At 71.8% G+C, this 17,963-nt stretch carries 18 protein-coding genes; 9 read left to right on the top strand and 9 right to left on the bottom strand.

Annotation, left to right across the window (positions count from 1 at the left end; genetic code table 11):
* Positions 1 to 5: 5 nt before the first annotated feature.
* Together ACFWV8_RS25365 and ACFWV8_RS25360 are read right to left on the bottom strand one after the other, a co-directional pair.
* A complete protein-coding gene (locus ACFWV8_RS25365; protein ID WP_384207585.1) occupies positions 6 to 1,400 on the bottom strand; it encodes an NAD(P)/FAD-dependent oxidoreductase in 1,395 nt (464 codons plus the stop codon).
* The gene (locus ACFWV8_RS25360; protein ID WP_384207580.1) at positions 1,397 to 1,813 is read right to left on the bottom strand and encodes a rhomboid-like protein; all 417 of its coding nucleotides are present in this window, start codon (positions 1,811 to 1,813) and stop codon (positions 1,397 to 1,399) included. The genes ACFWV8_RS25365 and ACFWV8_RS25360 overlap by 4 nt, the downstream gene beginning before the upstream one ends.
* 116 nt (positions 1,814 to 1,929) lie before the next feature.
* Here ACFWV8_RS25360 and ACFWV8_RS25355 point away from each other — a divergent pair, with 116 nt between their 5' ends.
* The 3 genes from ACFWV8_RS25355 (at position 1,930) to ACFWV8_RS25345 (ending at position 3,969) form a co-directional block, all read left to right on the top strand.
* The gene (locus tag ACFWV8_RS25355; protein ID WP_384207708.1) at positions 1,930 to 2,790 is read left to right on the top strand and encodes an aminoglycoside phosphotransferase family protein; all 861 of its coding nucleotides are present in this window, start codon (positions 1,930 to 1,932) and stop codon (positions 2,788 to 2,790) included.
* 24 nt (positions 2,791 to 2,814) lie between these two features.
* Positions 2,815 to 3,378: a GNAT family N-acetyltransferase gene (locus ACFWV8_RS25350; RefSeq protein ID WP_384207576.1), complete on the top strand. Its 564-nt coding sequence runs from the start codon at positions 2,815 to 2,817 to the stop codon at positions 3,376 to 3,378.
* Positions 3,379 to 3,465: 87 nt separating this feature from the next.
* Positions 3,466 to 3,969, top strand: a complete 504-nt coding sequence (locus tag ACFWV8_RS25345) for a hypothetical protein (protein ID WP_384207571.1) — start codon at positions 3,466 to 3,468, stop codon at positions 3,967 to 3,969.
* Between the two features lie 42 nt (positions 3,970 to 4,011).
* On the opposite strand, the gene ACFWV8_RS25340 is transcribed toward ACFWV8_RS25345, so the two are convergent.
* Positions 4,012 to 5,079: a zinc-binding dehydrogenase gene (locus ACFWV8_RS25340; RefSeq protein WP_384207565.1), complete on the bottom strand. Its 1,068-nt coding sequence runs from the start codon at positions 5,077 to 5,079 to the stop codon at positions 4,012 to 4,014.
* A 111-nt stretch (positions 5,080 to 5,190) separates the two neighbouring features.
* Positions 5,191 to 6,357: an NAD(P)-binding protein gene (locus tag ACFWV8_RS25335; protein ID WP_384207557.1), complete on the bottom strand. Its 1,167-nt coding sequence runs from the start codon at positions 6,355 to 6,357 to the stop codon at positions 5,191 to 5,193.
* Positions 6,358 to 6,494: 137 nt separating this feature from the next.
* Between ACFWV8_RS25335 and ACFWV8_RS25330 the strand changes: the two genes are divergently transcribed.
* Both ACFWV8_RS25330 and ACFWV8_RS25325 read left to right on the top strand, forming a co-directional pair.
* Entirely contained in the window at positions 6,495 to 7,223 is a 729-nt protein-coding gene (locus tag ACFWV8_RS25330; RefSeq protein WP_384207554.1) for a pentapeptide repeat-containing protein, read from the top strand.
* 173 nt (positions 7,224 to 7,396) lie between these two features.
* On the top strand, positions 7,397 to 8,053 hold the full coding sequence (locus tag ACFWV8_RS25325) for a GPP34 family phosphoprotein (RefSeq protein WP_384207547.1): 657 nt from the start codon (positions 7,397 to 7,399) through the stop codon (positions 8,051 to 8,053).
* Between the two features lie 307 nt (positions 8,054 to 8,360).
* On the opposite strand, the gene ACFWV8_RS25320 is transcribed toward ACFWV8_RS25325, so the two are convergent.
* Positions 8,361 to 8,858, bottom strand: coding sequence for a hypothetical protein (locus ACFWV8_RS25320; RefSeq protein WP_384207545.1), 498 nt, complete (start codon positions 8,856 to 8,858; stop codon positions 8,361 to 8,363).
* A 169-nt stretch (positions 8,859 to 9,027) separates the two neighbouring features.
* Between ACFWV8_RS25320 and ACFWV8_RS25315 the strand changes: the two genes are divergently transcribed.
* Complete coding sequence (locus ACFWV8_RS25315; RefSeq protein WP_384207540.1) at positions 9,028 to 10,506, top strand: M1 family metallopeptidase; 1,479 nt, start codon at positions 9,028 to 9,030, stop codon at positions 10,504 to 10,506.
* 171 nt (positions 10,507 to 10,677) lie between these two features.
* Here ACFWV8_RS25315 and ACFWV8_RS25310 read toward each other — a convergent pair whose 3' ends face one another.
* Entirely contained in the window at positions 10,678 to 11,253 is a 576-nt protein-coding gene (locus ACFWV8_RS25310) for a TerD family protein (protein ID WP_384207536.1), read from the bottom strand.
* A 146-nt stretch (positions 11,254 to 11,399) separates the two neighbouring features.
* Between ACFWV8_RS25310 and arfB the strand changes: the two genes are divergently transcribed.
* Positions 11,400 to 11,831 carry an alternative ribosome rescue aminoacyl-tRNA hydrolase ArfB gene (gene arfB / locus ACFWV8_RS25305; protein WP_329386093.1) on the top strand — a complete coding sequence of 144 codons (432 nt, stop codon included), beginning with the start codon at positions 11,400 to 11,402 and terminating at the stop codon, positions 11,829 to 11,831.
* 65 nt (positions 11,832 to 11,896) lie between these two features.
* On the opposite strand, the gene ACFWV8_RS25300 is transcribed toward arfB, so the two are convergent.
* Entirely contained in the window at positions 11,897 to 12,475 is a 579-nt protein-coding gene (locus ACFWV8_RS25300; protein WP_384207704.1) for a flavin reductase family protein, read from the bottom strand.
* A 430-nt stretch (positions 12,476 to 12,905) separates the two neighbouring features.
* Between ACFWV8_RS25300 and cdgB the strand changes: the two genes are divergently transcribed.
* Both cdgB and ACFWV8_RS25290 read left to right on the top strand, forming a co-directional pair.
* Positions 12,906 to 14,795, top strand: a complete 1,890-nt coding sequence (cdgB, locus tag ACFWV8_RS25295; RefSeq protein ID WP_384207524.1) for a diguanylate cyclase CdgB — start codon at positions 12,906 to 12,908, stop codon at positions 14,793 to 14,795.
* A 196-nt stretch (positions 14,796 to 14,991) separates the two neighbouring features.
* On the top strand, positions 14,992 to 16,017 hold the full coding sequence (locus tag ACFWV8_RS25290) for a carbohydrate-binding protein (RefSeq protein ID WP_384207518.1): 1,026 nt from the start codon (positions 14,992 to 14,994) through the stop codon (positions 16,015 to 16,017).
* Between the two features lie 39 nt (positions 16,018 to 16,056).
* Here the strand turns inward: ACFWV8_RS25290 and ACFWV8_RS25285 are convergent, their stop codons facing one another.
* Together ACFWV8_RS25285 and ACFWV8_RS25280 are read right to left on the bottom strand one after the other, a co-directional pair.
* Positions 16,057 to 16,938, bottom strand: coding sequence for a ketose-bisphosphate aldolase (locus tag ACFWV8_RS25285; RefSeq protein WP_384207512.1), 882 nt, complete (start codon positions 16,936 to 16,938; stop codon positions 16,057 to 16,059).
* Entirely contained in the window at positions 16,916 to 17,884 is a 969-nt protein-coding gene (locus ACFWV8_RS25280) for a 1-phosphofructokinase family hexose kinase (protein ID WP_384207505.1), read from the bottom strand. The genes ACFWV8_RS25285 and ACFWV8_RS25280 overlap by 23 nt, the downstream gene beginning before the upstream one ends.
* Positions 17,885 to 17,963: the final 79 nt, after the last annotated feature.

Genomic DNA, 17,963 nt, shown 5'->3' with positions numbered 1-17,963 from the left:
GAATGTCAGTGGCGGCCCGAGACGCGGTTCGCCAGGCGGGCCAGGCGGGGGGTTGTGGGGGTGTGGGACGTGGACTCCTGGTGGTCCGCCGTGCGGTAGGCCGCGTAGAGGGTGTGGACGGCGAGCCAGCGCAGGGGTTCCGGTTCCCATTTGCGGACCTTGTGGTTGACCCAGGGCAGGGTCGTGAGGTCCGTGGGGCCGCCCTGGGCGGAGTCCTGTTGGATCAGGTCGCGGAGGGTGCGGGCCGCGAGGTTGGTGGTGGCGACGCCCGAGCCTACGTAACCGCCCGCCCAGCCGAGGCCCGTGGCGCGGTCGAGGGTGACCGTGGCGCACCAGTCGCGGGGGACGCCGAGGACGCCGGACCAGGCGTGGTCGATGCGGGCGCCCGCCGCGGTGGGGAAGAAGCGGACCAGGATGTCGCGCAGGGCGGTGATCGTGGCGGGCTGGGTGCGGCCGTCGTTGTCGGTGCGGGAGCCGTAGCGGTAGGGGACGCCCCGGCCGCCGATGGCGATGCGGTCGTCGGCGGTGCGCTGGGCGTACATATAGGCGTGCGCCATGTCGCCGAGGGTTTCGCGGCCCTCCCAGCCGATGGTGTCCCAGATCTCGGGGGACAGCGGTTCGGTGACGATCATCGAGGAGTTCATGGGGAGCCACGAGCGCTTCTGGCCCTTGAGGTTGGCGGTGAAGCCCTCGGTGCAGCGCAGGATGTAGGGCGCGCGGACCGTGCCGTACGGGGTGATCGCGTGTTTGGGCTTGATCTCGGTGACGGGTGTCGACTCGTGGATGGTGACGCCGAGCGCTTCGACGGCCCCGGCGAGGCCCTTGAGGAGTTTGACGGGGTGGAGCCGGGCGCCGTGCGGGGTCCAGGTGGAGCCGACGGCTCCGGTGACCCGTACGCGCTCCGCCGTCTCGCGGGCGCCGCGCAGGACGCGGTCGGTCTCGCCGAAGGCCGTCTCGGCGGTGTGGAAGTCCTTGAGCCGGGCGAGCTGGGCCGGGGTGTAGGCGACTTCGAGGACGCCGCCCTGGTGGATGTCGGCGTCGATGGTCTCTTCGGCGGCGACGCGTACGACTTCGTCCACGGTGGCGTTCATGGCCTGCTGGAGGCGGACGGCCGCGTCGTGGCCGTGGGTGCGGGCGTAGGTGTCGCGGCCCGCGATGCCGTTGTAGAGCCAGCCTCCGTTGCGGCCGGAGGCGCCGTATCCGCAGAACCTGCCTTCAAGGACGGTGATGTTGAGGAAGGGCGCGGCCTTCTTCAGGTAGTACGCCGTCCACAGGCCGGTGAAGCCGCCGCCGACGACGCACACGTCGGCCGTGGCGTCGCCGGAGAGGGGTTCGCGGGGCGCCGGTATGCCGTCCTGGGCGTACCAGAAGGAGATGCCGCCGTTGATGGTGCTGCTCATGGGGGTGTTCGTACACCTCGCTCCGTGCCTGTGTCCAGGTCCCGGGTACGGGGGCGGCGGCGGGTGAGGGGATAGCAGGCGAGGCCGATGAGGACGGCGGTGAAGCGGCCGATGTCGGTGAAGTCCGGGCCCGCGATGAGCGGGACGCCGTAGAGGATGACGACGGCTCCTCCGTACGGAGGCCGCCACGGCGGGGCGATCCGGTAGGTGAGGACGGCTACGACGCCCGCGAGCGCGTAGCCGCCGCCGACGTCGAGGGTGCCTGCGGCGGCCTCATGGGCGCGGCCCTGCCGGATGGCCCGGTCGAGGGCGGCCTCGCTGACGAGGGTGGCGCCGAGGTGTGCGGCGACCGCGGTGGTGACAAGGGCCGCGGGCCGGAAGAGGTGGGCGGCCTTGCGGAGATGGCGGCGCATGGGGTGATTCACGCACGGGGGCGGGTTCTTCGCGGGGATCGACATTCCGGGCGGGGCGTCGCGCCCGTAGGCTCGGTGCGGTGGAGATCCCGGCGGAGTTGGTGCGGACGCAGTCGATGTTTCTGGGTGCGCGGGGGCGTGCGTTCATCGCCGCGCTCCCGGAGCGCGCCGCGGACTTCCTTAAGAAGTGGGAGCTGCGGCGTACGGGCCCGGCGATGCACGGCATGTGCGCGCTCGTGCTGCCGGTGGAGCGGGCGGACGGTACGCCGGCGGTGCTGAAGTTGCAGAGCCTTGACGCGGAGACGGCCGGTGAGCCGCTCGCGCTGCGGGCGTGGGACGGCGACGGCGCGGTACGGCTGCTGGAGTACGACGAGGAGTCGGGCACGCTCCTGCTCGAACGGCTGGACGAGGCAAGGGACTTGAACGCCGTCGGCGTACGGGACGGGGTCCGGGTCATCGCGGAGCTGCTGGCCCGGCTGACCGCGCGGCCCGCGCCGGCCGGGCTGCGCGGGCTGGGGAACATCGCGGAGGCGATGCTCGACGAGGCGCCGACTGCGGTGCGTCTGCTCGCCGACAGCGCGGAGCGGCGGCTGCTCCGGGACTGCGCGGCATCCGTACGTGAGGTGGCGGGCGAGCCGGGGGACCGGCTGCTGCACTGGGATCTGCACTTCGAGAACGTGCTGGCGCCAACACCCCGTAGGGGTGAGGACCGTGGGCCCTGGCTGGCGATCGATCCGAAGCCGCTTGGCGGGGATCCGGGGTTCGAGCTGCTGCCAGCGATCGTGAACCGGTTCGACGAGGGCGACATCCTTTGGAGGTTCGACCTGATGACGGAGGTCATGGGACTGGAGCGGGAGCGCGCGCGGGCGTGGTCGCTGGGGCGGGTGCTCCAGAACTGTCTGTGGGGCTTGCGCGAGGGCGAGCGGGCGCTGGCGCCGACGTGGGCGGCCATGGGCCGGACCCTGCTGGCGCGGTAGCCGCCGAGCGGGCAGGCTGCGGTCATGATTCGTACGGCGACGGCCGCTGACGTTCCGGTGATCCACGCGATGATCCGTGAACTGGCGGCATACGAGAAGGCCCCGGACGAGGCGCGGGCGACCGAGGCGCAGTTGCGGGAGGCGCTGTTCGGGGAGCGGCCCGCCGCGTACGCGCACATCGCGGAGACGGACGGGGGCGCGGTGGCCGGGTTCGCGCTGTGGTTCCTGAACTTCTCGACGTGGCGCGGGGTGCACGGCATCTACCTGGAGGACCTGTACGTCCGCCCGGAGCTGCGCGGCGGCGGGCACGGGAAGGCGCTGCTGACGGAGCTGGCGCGGATCTGCGTGGAGCGCGGGTACGAGCGGCTGGAGTGGTCGGTGCTGGACTGGAACGAGCCGTCGATCGCCTTCTACCGGGCGCTGGGGGCTCGGCCGCAGGACGGGTGGACGGTGTTCCGGCTGACGGACGGGGAGTTGGCGAAGCTGGGCGGGACGGGCGCCGCGGATGCGGCGGGCGCCGCGAGTGCTCCGGGCTCGGGGGGCGGCGCCGCAGATGCGGCGGGCCCGCCGGGTGCGCTCGGCGGCTGAGGCCGGTGATCCGCGGCTCGATTGTCAGTGGGTGCCTTTACTCTCGGTGACGAGTGCAGATGTCGCCGATTTTCCAGTGGGGGACCCGTGTCCGAGTCGACCGAGACCGTGGAGCAGCAGCCCGATCCCGATCCCGTGATGGCCGAGATCGGGCGCGGTATGGAGCTGTCGCAGCGGGGGGAACGGGACGCCGCCCGGGGGGTGTTCGCCGGTGTCTGGGACCGGCTGGGCGCGGACGGCGATCCGTTCCATATATGCGCGCTCGCCCACTCGATGGCTGATGTCCAGGACGATCCGCGGGAGGAACTGGTCTGGGATCTACGGGCGTTGGAGGCGGCGGATCTGGTGTCGGACGAGCGGGTACGGCGTGCGGGGGTGGTGAGTCCGGTGGCCGCGTTCTACCCGTCGCTGCATCTGAACCTCGGCGATGTGTACCGGCGGCTCGGCGAGTTGGAGCCGGCCCGGGAGCATCTGGCGCGCGGGCTCGGCGCGGTGGGGGCGCTGGGCGACGACGGGTACGGGCAGTTGATCAGAGGCGGGCTCGACCGGCTGGCCGAGCGGTTGGAGGGGCCCGGCCCGTCGTCGGACTGAGCCCGGAAGGGCGCCCGTTGGGGCCGAGCGCGCCCGGCGGGCTCAGGCGCCGGTTCCGTCGACCGGCGGCTCCAGGACCACCTTGCCGATCGTGCCGCGTGTCTCCAGCGCGCGGTGCGCTCGGGCCGCTTCGGCGAGGGGGAAGCGCTGTACGGCGGGACGGAGGCGGCCGGCCGCCGCCTCCTCCAGTGCGCGGATCTCCAGTACGCGTACGTCGCCGCCCGCCTTCTGGAGCATCACGGGGCCGAGGACGCCCTCGGAGGTGATGCCGCGCGCCGCCTGCTCCTCCTCCGAGTAGCTCAGCGGTTCCCCGTCGTGCAGGCCCGCGCCCGACCAGCCGAAGACGATGTGCTTCCCGCCCTTGCCGAGGAGGTCGACCGCGGCGCGGGCGGTGTCGCCGCCGACCGAGTCGAAGACGACGGTGGCGTGGCGTACGGCGTGGCGTACGGCGTGGCGTCCGGCGAGGTGTCCGGCGTGGCGTTCCGCGAGGTGGGCACGGACCTGCTCGGGCCAGTCGGGCAGCGTGTAGTCGACGGCGAGGTCGGCGCCGTTCTCGGCGACGCGCGCGACCTTGGCGGGGCCGCCGGCCAGCCCGATGACGGTGGCGCCCGCGTTCTTCGTGTACTGGACGAGGAGCGTGCCGATGCCTCCCGCGGCTGCGGGGACGATCGCGACGTCCTCGGGGCCGAGGGTCGTGAACTGGAGGATGCCCATGGTGGTGCGGCCGGTGCCGATCATGGCGACCGCCTCGGCGGCGTCGAGGTTGTCCGGGATCTCGTGGAGCCTGGCGGCGTCGGCGACGGCGAGTTCCGCGTAACCGCCGGGGACCATGCCCAGATGGGTGACGACCCGCTTGCCGAGCCAGCCCGGGTCGGTGCCATCGCCGAGCGCGTCGACCGTGCCCGCCACCTCGCGGCCGGGGATGGTCGGCAGTTCGACGGGCGCGGGGAACGGCCCCGGCATGCCCTCGCGCAGGGCGGTGTCGAGGAGATGGACCCCGGCAGCGGCGACGGCGATCCGGACCTGGCCGGGGCCGGGGACCGGGTCGTCCGTCCGCTCGTGGAGGAGGTTCTCGGCGGGCCCGAAGGCGTGGAGGCGGATGGCGTGCATGGCTGGCTCCCTCGTGGTGTCCGGGCGCGGCGCGTGACCGGTGTGCGTGTCCCGGTGCGGTGCTCGGTGCTGTGTACGGAAGCCAGCCTCCGACCTCAAGCGGACTTGAGGTCAAGCCGAGCGGCGGAGCCGTACCGACGCGACCCTTCGCATAGCGAGCGAGGCGGCCCCGATCGCGCTGTTGAACGACACCTCGGACAGCACACCCGGCGCCGCGACCTGGTCGCCGACGAGAAACACACCGTCGCCCCGGTCGATGCGCGGCCGGTCGCGCCAGGTCGTGCCCGGCCGGTCGACCGCGCCCGTACGGCCGGCGGCGAGCGACTGGCGCCGCCACACTGCGCGTTCGCGCCAGTCGGGGAAGCCGAGGTCGAGCAGGCCCTCGGCGCGCGCGATGCCCACGGCCGAGGACTCGTCGGGGCCGACCGGGAACTGGCCCTGGAGCAGTTGTTCACCGGCCGGCGCGAGGGAGGGGTCGGCGGCCGTGAACCGCTCCAGCCAGCCCGGCGCGTCCAGATCGCAGATCACGAACGGATCGCCCTTGCGCGTGGTCAGCGCGAGATCCAGCAGGGCGGTGCGCCCGCTCTCCCACCGCAGGCTGTCGTCACCGAGCAGTTGCCGGGCCGAGTCGAGCGACGTCGCGACGATCACCGGCCCGTCCTCGGGGAGGGTGTCGACGCGGGCGACCGTCTCGATGCGTACGCCCAGATTCCAGGCCCGGCCGAGCATCCGGTCGATGACCTGGCTCCAGCCGCCGACCGCGACATGGGCCTCCGGCGGGATGGTCGCGGCGCGCCGGAGCCGCTCCTGGACGAAGGCGGCCGAGAGCGAGCCCGGGTCGTGGTGGAAGAGCGCGACGGCGGAATACCGGGCGGCGGCCACGGCCGCGTCGTGGCCGTGCCGTTCGGTGGCCCAGGTGTGGAAGTCGACGTCCACGGGCGCCCGTTCGGCCCTCATACGGCTCGCCTTGAGCAGCCCGAAGGGCGGCGCCTTGCGGAGGGCGCCGTCGCGGCGGAAGCGGAGGCGGGCGCCTTCCAGGGCCGGCACGCGCGCCATAGGGCCGAGGAGATCGCGCTGCCGGAGCCAGGCCCAGTGCGGGCCGCGATGGTAGAAGACGTGCGGGCCTTCGTTCGCGCGGTACGGCCCCTCGGAGGTGCGGGCCCGCCCGCCGAAGGTGTGGTGCGCCTCGAAGACGGTCACCCTGGCGCCCGACTCGGCCGCCGAGATGGCCGCGGTCAGTCCGGCGAAGCCGCCGCCGACGACGGTGATGTGGTCCATGGCTGATGCCCTTCGCTCGTTCACGCTCTCCATGTGTGCAGAGGTCTCCCAGTAAGTGACGGAACGGAGGGGCTGTTTGTGACACCGCGGAGGCCCTGTTCGGGGGCGTTGTCAGTGGTGTACGTCACGATGGGGTCATGGCTCGGAGAACAGCGGCAGGGAAGACAGCGGCGGGTAGGACGGGGAAGGCGGGAACGGCCGGCAGGGGTGTGCTGTCGGCGCGGCGGCCGGAGGTGCGGCTGCCGCCACTGGTGTCGTACGAAGGGGAGCTGGAGCCCGACGGGGAGTACGACGGACAGGAGTTCGGCGGGCTCGATCTGGCCGACCAGGAGGGTCCGGGGGCGCGGTTCATCGACTGCGCGCTGCGCGAGTGCGGGCTCGACCGGACGGATCTGGGCCGGGCGCGCTTCATCGACTGCGTCCTGGAGAGCGTCCGGGGGGTGGGCACGGATCTCGGGGGAGCGTCGCTGCGCGATGTCGAGGTGGTGGACGCGCGGCTCGGCGGGGTGCAGTTGCACGGCTCGGTGTTTGAGCGGGTGCTGATCCGGGGCGGCAAGATCGACTATCTGAATCTGCGGAAGGCGAAGCTGACGGACGTGGTGTTCGAGGGCTGTGTCCTCGCCGAACCGGACTTCGGGGGAGCGGAGTTGGAGCGCGTCGAGTTCCGTGACTGCGTCCTGAAGGAGGCGGACCTCAGCGGCGTACGGATGAAGAACGTCGACCTGCGGACCGTCGCCGAGCTGGGCATCGCGCGCGGGGTCGACAGACTGGCGGGCGCGGTGATCAGTACGTCGCAGCTGCTCGATCTGGCACCGGCGTTCGCGGCGCAGATCGGCGTACGGGTGGAGGACGCGCCGGGCGGCTGAGGGGGGGCGCGGGCGCGGGACCGGGGAAGGGGGAGAGAGGAAAGGGGGCGCGGGATGCGGGGGTCGCCCTTGCTCCGTACGGTGGAAGGTGGCGGGCGCGCCGACAGGGCGCGGGCCGGCCACCCGGTCGCACAGTCACCGACAGCGACCGCTTACCCGACGTGGAGCCGTGCATGACCACACCACGGGACCTGTTGATCACCACCCTGGAAGTGGCGGCCGACCACCCTCCAGGACAGGGTGATCTGTCGCTCGCCCTCGCCGGAGCCGAGCTGATCGACCTCCTGAACGCGGGTGCGGCGACGCTGGAGGACGATCGCATCGTGCCGGGCGAGATCTCTCCGGGCGCGAACGGGACGACCGGTGACCGTCTGTTGGACGAGGCGTCGTCCGCGCTCGACCGGCGGGCACCGTACGAGACGGTCGAGGACTGGCTGTGGCGAAGGGGGCGTGGCCTGGCGGCAGTCCACCTCGCGGCCCTCAGGTCGGAGGGGCAGATCACCCAGCGACGGCGCTCACGCTGGATCCCCTTCGGAGCCGGCCGGCTTGCGCTGACCGGTACGCCGGCCCGCCGCTCCGCACTCGACCGCTGGGGATCGAACGAGCCGGTCCTCGCCTCGCTCGGTGCGGCCCTCCGAATACGTGACGAGCCCGAAGGCTCAACCGATGCCGAAGGCCCGCCCGAGCCCGAAGGTTCTTCCGGTGAGGCCGACGACCCGGTGGAGACGGTCCTCGCCGTCGTCCACAACGCGCTGAGGGACCTGGAAGCGGAACGGCAGCGGCGATCCATCGAGCAGGCGGCCTTCGACAACATCTGGCGCGGCCAGTGACGCGGCCTCGGCGGAGAAGGCGGAAGACCCCGACCGTGGGGGGTGGGCCGGGGTCCTCAATGTGCTCCGGGGGCGCGGCCATGTGGGGGGTGAACCTGGCGCGTCCGGTTCCTGGTGGCGTCCCGGCAGAGGTGCGTCTGCCCGGCTTCGGTGGTTGTACTCCTGCCAATCCGAAAACATCCGACAGGGGCGCGCGGGTCCGCCCATCTCCCACCACATGAGGTGATGTCGGACCACGTCGTAGCAGCTCGATCGGCATGAGGAGTGAGGGGCCAGGAGCAGGAGGGGGCGGGGGAGCGGGGAGCGGTCAGACGCGGGGGAAGCGGGCCTGGACATCCCAGATCATCGGGTTGTCCATCAGCCCCTCGTGCATGTCGCCGAGATCGGCCAGCAGATCGTTCAGGAAGTCGCGCGCCTCACGGCGCAGCAGCCGGTGCCCGAAGGTGAGCGGGGCCTCGTCGGCCGGCATCCAGTCGGCGGTCACGTCCACCCAGCCGAAGCGCCGCTCGAAGAGCAGGCGGTCGGTCGATTCGGTGAAGTCCAGCTCGGCGTACTGGCGGTGGGCCGACCGGTTGCCGCGCGGGTCGCGGTCCAGCTGCTCCACGATGTCGCACAGCGCCCACGCGAAGTCGAGCACCGGTACCCATCCCCAGCCGGTGGACACCTCACGGTCGGCCTTGGTGTCGGCCAGATACACGTCCCCGCAGAAGAGATCGTGCCGCAGGGTCCGCACGTCCGCGCTGCGGTAATCGGTCTGCGGAGGATCGGGGAAGCGACGGGAGAGGGAGTAGCCGATGTCAAGCACGCGCCCGATGGTGTCACGGCGCCGTGGCGCCCCGGCGCGGTGGTGAGCACCGCGCCATGGTGAGCACAGTGCCGTCGAGAGCACGGCGCCCTAGTGAGCACGATGCCGCGCCGCGCGGAGGAGATTCCGCCCGCCGGGGAGCGGGGCGAGCGCGGCCTACGATCACCGCGTGCACCAGGACCAGAGCCCGCGCCGGCGGCAGCGCCCACCCGCGCGGCGCCCGCCCCGCACCGCCGCCACCCCCCTCGCAGCCGCCCTTCTGATCCTCGCCCCCGTCCTCGGCGGCCTCACGGCCTGCGAGGGACAGAGCGAGTCGGCCGGCCCGTCCGGTCCCGCCACTCCGGGCGCCGCCGGCCTCGGTGACCCGTACTTCCCCGAGCTCGGCAACGGCGGTTACGACGTCACGCACTACGGCCTGACCCTCGACTACACCCCCTCCACCGGCCGCCTCGACGCCACCGCCCGGATCACCGCCCGTGCCGGGCAGCGGCTCAGCTCGTTCAACCTCGACCTCGCCGGGCTGACCGTCGGCCGCGTGACCGTCGACGGCGAGCCGGCCCGGGTACGGCGCGCCGGCGCGGAGCTGACGCTGGTGCCGCACACGGCCATCGGGCGCGGTGCCACCTTCCGTACGGTCGTCCGCTACTCCGGTGTCCCCCGGACCATGCTCGACGGCGACGGGGTACGGGAGGGCTGGCTGCGGTCGGGGAAGCGTTCCGTCGCGCTGGGCGAGCCGAGGGGTTCGATGGCCTGGTTCCCCGGCAACCATCATCCGAGCGACAAGGCGGCGTACGACATCAAGGTCACCGTGCCGAAGGGCCAACAGGCCATCTCCAACGGAGAGTTGGTAAGGGAGCGGACGGTCGGCGGCCGTACCGCCTTCAGTTGGCACTGTGCCGAACCGATGGCGAGCTATCTCGCGACGGTCGCCGTCGGCCCGTACCGGACCAAGACCTCACGGGCGCGCACGTCGAGCCGGGCGGGCATCCAGATCCACACCGCCGTCGATCCGGCCGTGGCCGACGCGGGCGAGAGTCTGCGCAAGCGGATTCCGGCGGTCGTCGAGTGGGGCGAGAAGACCTTCGGCCCCTATCCGTTCTCCTCCGCCGGCGTGATCATCGGGCGTCCCGAGGACGCCGACTACAACCTGGAGACCCAGAACAGGCCGTTCCTCCCCAGCCCCAACGGGGTCGAGATCCTTGTCCACGAGCTGGCCCACCAGTGGTTCGGCAACTCCGTGACCCCCAAGTCCTGGCGGGACATGTGGCTCAACGAGGGCTTCGCGGAGTACGCCGAGTGGCTCTGGGCCGAGTCCATGAACCGGGTCCCGGCGAAGACCAGTTTCGACCGGGCGTACGACGACCCGGAGAACTGGGGCTTCCCGCCGGCCAAGCCGCCGAACGCAGCCCAGCTCTTGGGGCGGCCGGTCTACGGGCGTGGCGCGATGGTGCTGCATCAGCTCCGGCGGGCGGTCGGCGACGACGAGTTCTTCGCGCTCGTACGCGGCTGGGCGCGGGCGTACCGGCACGGCAACGCCTCCACCGCCGACTTCACCGCCTTCGCCCAGAAGCGGACGGACCGCGATCTGACGGCTCTCTGGGACACCTGGCTGTACGGCTCCGGGAAACCGCCGCGACCGGGCGACTGACGTGCCGCGGACCGCACCGTCCGCTGCCCCACGCCAAAGGCACGCGAAAGACAACGCCAAGACAGGCCAGGACAGGCCAAGACACGCCAAAGGCCCCCGGCCGCAGCCGGAGGCCCTTCGCACTCACACGGCCGGTGAACCCACTCGGTCACCGGCCGGGACGTCGGTGACTCAGAGGTTGACGCCGAAGTCCGTGGCGATGCCCGACAGGCCGGAGGCGTAACCCTGGCCGACGGCGCGGAACTTCCACTCGGCCCCGTTGCGGTACAGCTCACCGAAGACCATCGCGGTCTCGGTGGCGGCGTCCTCGCTCAGGTCGTAGCGCGCGATCTCGGCGCCACCCGCCTGGTTGACGATGCGGATGTACGCGTTGCGGACCTGGCCGAAGTTCTGGCTGCGGGTCTCCGCGTCGTAGATCGAGACGGGGAAGACGATCTTGTCGACGTCGGCGGGCAGACCCGCCAGGTTGACGTTGATCGCCTCGTCGTCGCCCGCGCCCTCGCCGGTGCGGTTGTCACCGGTGTGGACGATGGTCTGGTCCGGCGTCGACTTGTTGTTGAAGAAGACGAAGTGACCGTCGGAGACGACCTTTCCGGTGGCGTTGACCGCGATCGCCGAGGCGTCGAGGTCGAAGTCCGTACCGGTGGTGGAGCGGACGTCCCAGCCGAGGCCGACCGTGACGGCTGTCAGGCCCGGTGCCTCCTTGGTCAGCGAGACGTTGCCGCCCTTGGACAGGCTTACAGCCATGGGGATGGTCCCTTTCGTTGTCTACGAACTCTGGTGCGGGCTTCGATCGGCTCCGAAGCTACCGTCACCCCGCATAACGCAGACAGAGGACTCAGAGGTTCCTTAACGCCTTTGATTTGTCTGTGCGGACACGGGACCATGGACACATGTCCGGTTCCCCGCACGTCATCCGCGGCTCCGTCTCGCTTCCCGAGGCCGAGCTCATGTGGCGTTTCTCGCGCTCCTCGGGACCGGGCGGGCAGCACGTCAACACCAGCGACTCGCAGGTGGAGCTGCGCTTCGACCTCGGTAAGACGGAGGCGCTGCCCCAGGTGTGGAAGGAGCGGGCGCTGGAGCGGCTCGCGAGCCGGCTGGTGGGCGGCGTCGTGACCGTAAGGGCGTCCGAACACCGTTCGCAGTGGCGCAACCGTGAGACGGCCATGGTCCGGATGGCCTCGCTCCTCGCGGAGGCGACGGCACCGCCGCCCCGGCCGCGCAGGGCCACGAAGATCCCGCGTGGCATCAACGAGCGCAGGCTGCGCCAGAAGAAGCAGCGCGCGGAGACGAAGCGCGGGCGCAACGGCCGGGATTGGTCCTAGAGCAAGCCATATCCCTGGCCACACCCGCAGCCGAAGTAGCCCCCGCCCCCAACGGCAGTCCCCGCTCAGCTCTTCCCCAACTGCCGGTATTTCCCGCGGAAGTACGTCAGCGGCCCCGCGTCCCCGGTCCCGCCCGGCACCGACGCCGTCAGCACCCGCCCCACCACCAGCGTGTGGTCGCCGGTCACGATCCGCTGTTCCGTACGGCACTCCAGCACCGTCAGCGCCCCGTCGATCAGCGGCGCCCCGCTCACCTCGCCACGTCGGTAGGAGATGTCCTCGAAGAGCAGCCGGTCGCTGATCCGGCCCTTCATGGAGAAGCGGCCCGCGATCTGCACCTGCTTCTCGGAGAGCATCGACGCCGCCCACATCGGCTGCTCGTCCAGCAGGTCGTCCATCCGGGAGCCGGTGCGCAGGCTCACCACCACCAGAGGTGGGTCCAGGGACACGGACATGAAGGACGTGGCCGTCATCCCCGCGTCGGCGCCGTTCGGGCCGTCGTCCGGGTCGTACGCGGTGACCAGCACCACCCCGGCGGCGAGCCGGGAGAGCGCGGCACGGAACTCGTCGTTACTCACTCCCTCAGGATGGGGGACGGCCTCGGGAAGGACGGCCTCGGTACCGGGGGCGGTTGTCTTCTGCAGCACGTCGTCCACGCTAGCCCCGGCGGTGGCATACCCGCATCGGGCCACAGGACCAGCCAGGACCTAGGTCCCGGCCGGATCCGGCACCGCGTCGGCGGGCTTCGCCGCGACCGCGGGCCGTCGTGCGGACCCTCGATGCGCCCCCTTCGTGCGCCCCTGACCTGCCCCCGTACCGCCCCCGCCTCATCTCCGCCCCCGCCCCCGCCGTACGTCCTCCGACCTCGATATTTGCGTTCATGAAACCTCTGGAGCGCTCCCACGCTCCCACCCAACTCTCCTGTCCCTCATGTGACTTGGCTCACAGGGCCTGGGAATTGTTGACCCTGTGTACCGACTGCACAGCTCGCTGTGATTCAGTGGCCGGGATACCGCATCAAGCGAGCCGATGAGAATTCTGGAGTTGCTGTCGAGGTCTCGGGGAGAGCGAACGATGGAGACCGAGTCGGAGCCGTACGTCCGCCTTGCGACCCTGCGGCAGCTGCACGACGTTGTCGGCGAGCTCAACACCGCGCGCAGCCTGGCCGACACGTTGCAGACGGTTGCCGACGGCATAGTCAAGGGTCTGGGCTACGAGCTGGCCTGCGTCAATCTCGTACAGCCCGACGGTGACCTGGTCGTCGCGGCCTTCTCCGGTGATGCCTCGGCCGAAGCGCTGATCACCGGCCGCGTCGGCGCGCGCGCCTCCTGGGAACGTCGGCTCAGCATGGGCGAGAGCTGGGGCGAGCTGCGGTACATCCCCCACACCGAGGGCTGGATCCTGCTGGAGGACGACGTCCCCCAGTGGTACACCGAGGGACCCGATCCGCGCTTCGAGGACGAGTGGCACCCCCAGGACCGCCTCTACGCGCCGATGTACGCCTCTGGGGGCGGACGTGAGCTCCTCGGGGTCATATCCGTCGACCGCCCGCGCGGCGGACGCCGTCCGGGCCCCTGGGGCCGTGAGGCGCTCCAGATGTACGCCTCGCAGGCCGCCATTGCGATAAGCAACGCCCGCCTCAGAGCAAACATGCAGCGCGCGCTGGTCCGGCTTGAGCGTGAGCAGCAGGCGCTGCGCGCCAGCGAGGAGTCCTTCCGGCAGGCCTTCGAGTACGCGCCCAGCGGCATGGCCATCGCCGAGATGGGCGGGGACCAGCACGGCAGGCTGCTGCGGACGAACGACGCGCTCTGCCGGCTGCTCGGCCGCTCCGCCTCCGCGATCCGCCGCTACTCCTTCTCCGACCTCGTCCACCCCGAGGACATCGGCACCCTGCTCCGTACCTCCGCCGAGGGCGGGCGCGCCGAACTGCGCCTCGCGCGGCGGGACAACACCTATGTGTGGGTGTCGCTGCGCAACTCCGTCGTCGCCGACACCACCGACGGCCCCCGCTTCCTCCTCACCCATGTCGAGGACATCGAGGAGCGCAAGCGCAACGAGCTCCAGCTCGCGCACCGCGCCTCGCACGACTCCCTGACCGGGCTGCCCAACAGCGCCGAACTGCGCGCCCGCCTCAGCGCGCGTCTCTGTGAGCGGCCCAACGCGATCTCGGTGCGGGAGACGGCAGTACAGACCGTGGACAAGGCGTTCGGCGGTTACGACGCCGCGTACGACCCCAACGCGGGCAACGGCAACGGCGGTTACGACGAAGCCTCTTACGGAGGCGTTGTCCCGTACGGCTCCGGTCCCGCGGCCTACAACGGAACCAGCGGCGCCTCCTACGCGCCTGTGCCCGCCGCCGGCTACGGCCAGCCCCCCGGCGGCGCCGGCTACGAAGGCTATGAGTCGTACGAGGCCTACGAACCATACGAGCCCTATGAGCCGTACGGTGCGGACCCCTCCGGCGAGCGCGCCTTCCACGGAGACGGCTTCGACCGGTCCTCCGGAGTCGCGCCGCTCGACCACCACGTGCACACCGTCGCGCCGGGCGCCGACCCCGACGACGGCAGCAAGGGTCTCGCCGTCCTCTTCTGCGACCTGGACGGTTTCAAGTCGATCAATGACCGTTTCGGCCATAACACCGGGGACGCCGTCCTCATCGAAGTCGCCCGCAGGCTGAACACCGGTGTGCGGGACGGCGACACCGTCGCGCGCCTCGGCGGTGACGAGTTCGTCGTCCTGGCCGACGGGCTTGGCGCGACGGACGCCGCTGACCTGGCGGTTCGGCTGCGGAACGCGATCATCCCGCCGATCAGGGTGGACGGCAGGGCGGTCCGCGTGGGCGCCAGCTTCGGTATCGGCTGGGCGAGTTGCGGCATGACGGTCGAGGAAGTGCTCAAATCGGCTGACCAGCGGATGTACATCGAGAAGCGCTCGCGGAGCAAGGTCCACCGCCGGGCGGGATAACGTCGGCGGTGTGCCGGGGCCCGCCGTGTCCTATCTCTCTGTACGGCGGATCACCGCTGTCCACCGATGTCCCCGGAAGTTCATCGTGGGAACGGGCAACCGCCCACTCCCGTCAAGGCCCGTCCGTATGCTTGCCCAATCGAGGTAGGCTCGGCCGGTCGGCGACGCTGGCGAGATGGTAAGGAGTGACCCAGGGATGACGGCCGGGAACAACGGCGCGAGTACACCCGAGGACGACGATCCGTTCGGCTATCTGTACGAGGACGGACAGACGGCGGCGAACGGTGCGCAGGCCCGGCGCGGCGGCTACGGCTACCCCGGTCCCGCCTCCCAGCCAGGTGTGCCGAGAACGTCGTACAACCAGGTCAGGACCGTCGGCGAGCGCCAGTACGGCCAGGTCCCGCAGCAGGGTCCCTACGGGCAGCAGCCTCAGTACGGAGGACCGCAGCAGGGCCAGCAGCCGAACGGCCAGGCACCGTACGGTCAGTCCCCCTACGGCCAGGCACCCGACGCGCACTACGCGGCGCCCGAGACCGGCGGTGCCCAGACCCGTACGGTTCCCGCCCAGCGCGGTGGCGGCCGGGGCAGCGGCGGCGGGCCCAACACGAAGGGCCTGCTCATCGGCGCGGTCGCCGTGGTGGCGGTCGTCGTGATCGGAATCACGGCGGCGCTGCTCACCAACGGCGATGACGACAGCAAGAACGCCGACGGCGGCCCGACGGACGGGCCGACCACGGGCGAGTCGGCGGCTCCCAGCGAGGAACCCGGCAACCAGGATCCGGATGAGGACAAGCCGGTCGAGCTGCCGAAGCAGGACGCGGCGACGCTCAAGCTCGGGGCGCCTGCGGTGCTGGCGAAGGACATTCCCGGTGCGAAGGGCGCGGACGGCGCGTATGTGACGTTCAACGGGCCCGGCGGGTCCGCCAGTTGGACGGTCGACCTGCCCGAGGCCGGTCAGTACACGCTCTTCATCACCTACGGCGTGCCCGGCAAGGACGCCAAGACGTCGCTCACGATCAACGACGAGAAGCCCCGCTCGGTGAACATGTCCAACTTCGCCAAGGCGAAGGAGGGTGACTGGGAGAAGGGCTGGACCACCACCTACGCCTACGTCAACCTCGACAAGGGCAGCAACACGCTGAAGCTCTCGTGCGAGGCGGGCGACAAGTGCGAGGCCATCCTCGACCAGGTCTCGCTGGAGCAGGGCCAGTCGAAGGGCTGAGCCCGCGCCGGTGAGCCAGCGCCCCCGCGGCGCCCCGGCTCATCCGGCGATCACTTTCAGGAACGCCGCCACCGTCCCGGTCATCGCCTCGCGAGCCGGGACGAGGTATTTCCGGGGGTCGACCGTGCTCGGGTCGGCCGCCAGGAAGGCGCGGACCGCGCCCGTGAAGGCCGTGTTCAGCGCCGTACCGACATTGATCTTGACCATGCCCGCCGCGACCGCCCGCCGGATCTCCGCGTCGGGGACGCCCGACGAGCCGTGCAGCACCAGCGGTACGGGGACGGTCCGGCGCAGCGCGCCGATCAGGTCGTGGTCCAGGGCCGCCGTGCGGTCGGTCATCGCGTGCGAGGAGCCGACGGCGACGGCCAGCGCGTCGACGCCCGTGGCGCGTACGTACGCGGCGGCCTCGGCCGGGTCCGTACGGACGCCGGGCGCGTGGGCGCCCAGCGCGGGCTCGCCGTCCTTGCCACCGACCTTGCCCAGCTCCGCCTCGACCCAGATGCCGCGCGCATGGCCCCAGGCGACCGCCTCCGCCGTGGCGGCGACGTTCTCGTCGTAGGCCAGTCTCGACGCGTCGAACATCACCGAACCGAAGCCCTCGCCGTCGGCCGCGCGCAGCAGCTCGGCCGATTCGACGTGGTCGAGGTGGAGCGCGAGCGGGGCGTCCGAGGCGCGCGCGACGGCGGCGGTGGCGGCGGCGACGGCCGTGAGCCGGCCGCCGTGGAAATTCACCGCGTTCTCGGAGATCTGGAGGATCGCGGGGCGGCCCGCGCGTTCGGCGCCGGCGGCGATGGCCTCGGCGTGCTCCAGGGTGATGACGTTGAACGCGGCGACGCCGTACGGGCGTTGGCCCGCGTCGGCGGGCGAGGCCGTACCGGCAGCGGCTGCCGAGACGAGTTCAGCGGTGCTGACGAGTGGCATGCGGCCCCTGCCCCGGCTGCTCGGACTGCTCGGACACTTCGGTCACTTCGACCTGTCGCAACAGGTCCGCGTACGCCTCCCGGTCGAACTCGCCCGCCGCCGGCGCGAGGACCGTCGCCGTCGACAGCGCGACCGCCCTCGTGAGCCGCTCGGGCCACGGCAGGCCCTCCACCAGACCCGACAGCAGCCCGGCCACGGCCGAGTCGCCCGCGCCCGTCGGGTTGCCCCGCACGGTCCTCGGCGGGGTCGCCCGCCACGCGCCGTCCGGCGTCGCGGCGAACATCCCGGCTGGGCCGAGCGAGGCGATCACGGCCCGGCCGCCGCGCCTGCGCGCGTCACGGGTCGCACGGACCGGCTCGCGCGAGCCGGTGAGCTGCGCGAGTTCGTCGGCGTTGGGCTTCACGAGGTCGGGGCGGGCGGCGATGCCCCGGCGCAGCGGTTCGCCGCTGGTGTCGAGCAGGACGGGCCGCCCGGCCGCCCGCGCGGCGCGGACCAGTTCGGCGTACGCGCCGACGTGGATGCCGGGCGGCAGGCTGCCGCAGAGCGCCACGGCGTCGGCGCGGGCGACGAGCCCTTCGTAGGAGGCGAGGAACGCGGCCCACTCGGCGGGTGTGACGGTCGGGCCGGGCTCGTTCAGCTGCGTCGTGTCGCCGGTCGCCTCGTCAACGACGGCGATGGTGCGGCGTGTGGTGCCCTCGATGGCCACGAGCGCGTCGGTCGGGCCGTCGGCGGCGAGCAGTTCGCGCACCGCGTCCCCCGTCCGGCCGCCGGCGAATCCGGTCACGACGGTCTCGTGGCCGAGCGCCGACAGCACACGGGCGACGTTGACGCCCTTGCCGCCGGGCCGCTCGGAGACCTCGGCGACGCGGTTGGTGGTGTGCGGGGTCAGTGCGGGGGTCCGGTAGGTGATGTCGAGGGCGGTGTTGAGGGTGACGGTGAGGATCATGCGCCGTGCCCTCCCTCCGGGATACGTCGGGGAGCCGGCCCGCCTGCCCGCTCCGTTCCGGACCTGATCATGCCAAACG

It is taken from the genome of Streptomyces sp. NPDC058665 (genome assembly GCF_042714995.1).
In the GTDB taxonomy this organism is placed as follows: domain Bacteria; phylum Actinomycetota; class Actinomycetes; order Streptomycetales; family Streptomycetaceae; genus Streptomyces.
Note: the sequence above shows the minus strand (reverse complement) of the source record. Positions and strands in the feature narration are given on the sequence as shown.

Excerpts from the sequence above, each read along its gene's own strand:
- ACFWV8_RS25365 (WP_384207585.1), bottom strand. The coding sequence starts at position 1,400 with ATGAGCAGCACCATCAACGGCGGCATCTCCTTCTGGTACGCCCAGGAC.
- ACFWV8_RS25360 (WP_384207580.1), bottom strand. The coding sequence starts at position 1,813 with ATGCGCCGCCATCTCCGCAAGGCCGCCCACCTCTTCCGGCCCGCGGCC.
- ACFWV8_RS25355 (WP_384207708.1), top strand. The coding sequence starts at position 1,930 with ATGTTTCTGGGTGCGCGGGGGCGTGCGTTCATCGCCGCGCTCCCGGAG.
- ACFWV8_RS25350 (WP_384207576.1), top strand. The coding sequence starts at position 2,815 with ATGATTCGTACGGCGACGGCCGCTGACGTTCCGGTGATCCACGCGATG.
- ACFWV8_RS25340 (WP_384207565.1), bottom strand. The coding sequence starts at position 5,079 with ATGCACGCCATCCGCCTCCACGCCTTCGGGCCCGCCGAGAACCTCCTC.
- ACFWV8_RS25335 (WP_384207557.1), bottom strand. The coding sequence starts at position 6,357 with ATGGACCACATCACCGTCGTCGGCGGCGGCTTCGCCGGACTGACCGCG.
- ACFWV8_RS25330 (WP_384207554.1), top strand. The coding sequence starts at position 6,495 with ATGGCTCGGAGAACAGCGGCAGGGAAGACAGCGGCGGGTAGGACGGGG.
- ACFWV8_RS25325 (WP_384207547.1), top strand. The coding sequence starts at position 7,397 with ATGACCACACCACGGGACCTGTTGATCACCACCCTGGAAGTGGCGGCC.
- ACFWV8_RS25310 (WP_384207536.1), bottom strand. The coding sequence starts at position 11,253 with ATGGCTGTAAGCCTGTCCAAGGGCGGCAACGTCTCGCTGACCAAGGAG.
- arfB (WP_329386093.1), top strand. The coding sequence starts at position 11,400 with ATGTCCGGTTCCCCGCACGTCATCCGCGGCTCCGTCTCGCTTCCCGAG.
- cdgB (WP_384207524.1), top strand. The coding sequence starts at position 12,906 with ATGGAGACCGAGTCGGAGCCGTACGTCCGCCTTGCGACCCTGCGGCAG.
- ACFWV8_RS25290 (WP_384207518.1), top strand. The coding sequence starts at position 14,992 with ATGACGGCCGGGAACAACGGCGCGAGTACACCCGAGGACGACGATCCG.
- ACFWV8_RS25285 (WP_384207512.1), bottom strand. The coding sequence starts at position 16,938 with ATGCCACTCGTCAGCACCGCTGAACTCGTCTCGGCAGCCGCTGCCGGT.
- ACFWV8_RS25280 (WP_384207505.1), bottom strand. The coding sequence starts at position 17,884 with ATGATCCTCACCGTCACCCTCAACACCGCCCTCGACATCACCTACCGG.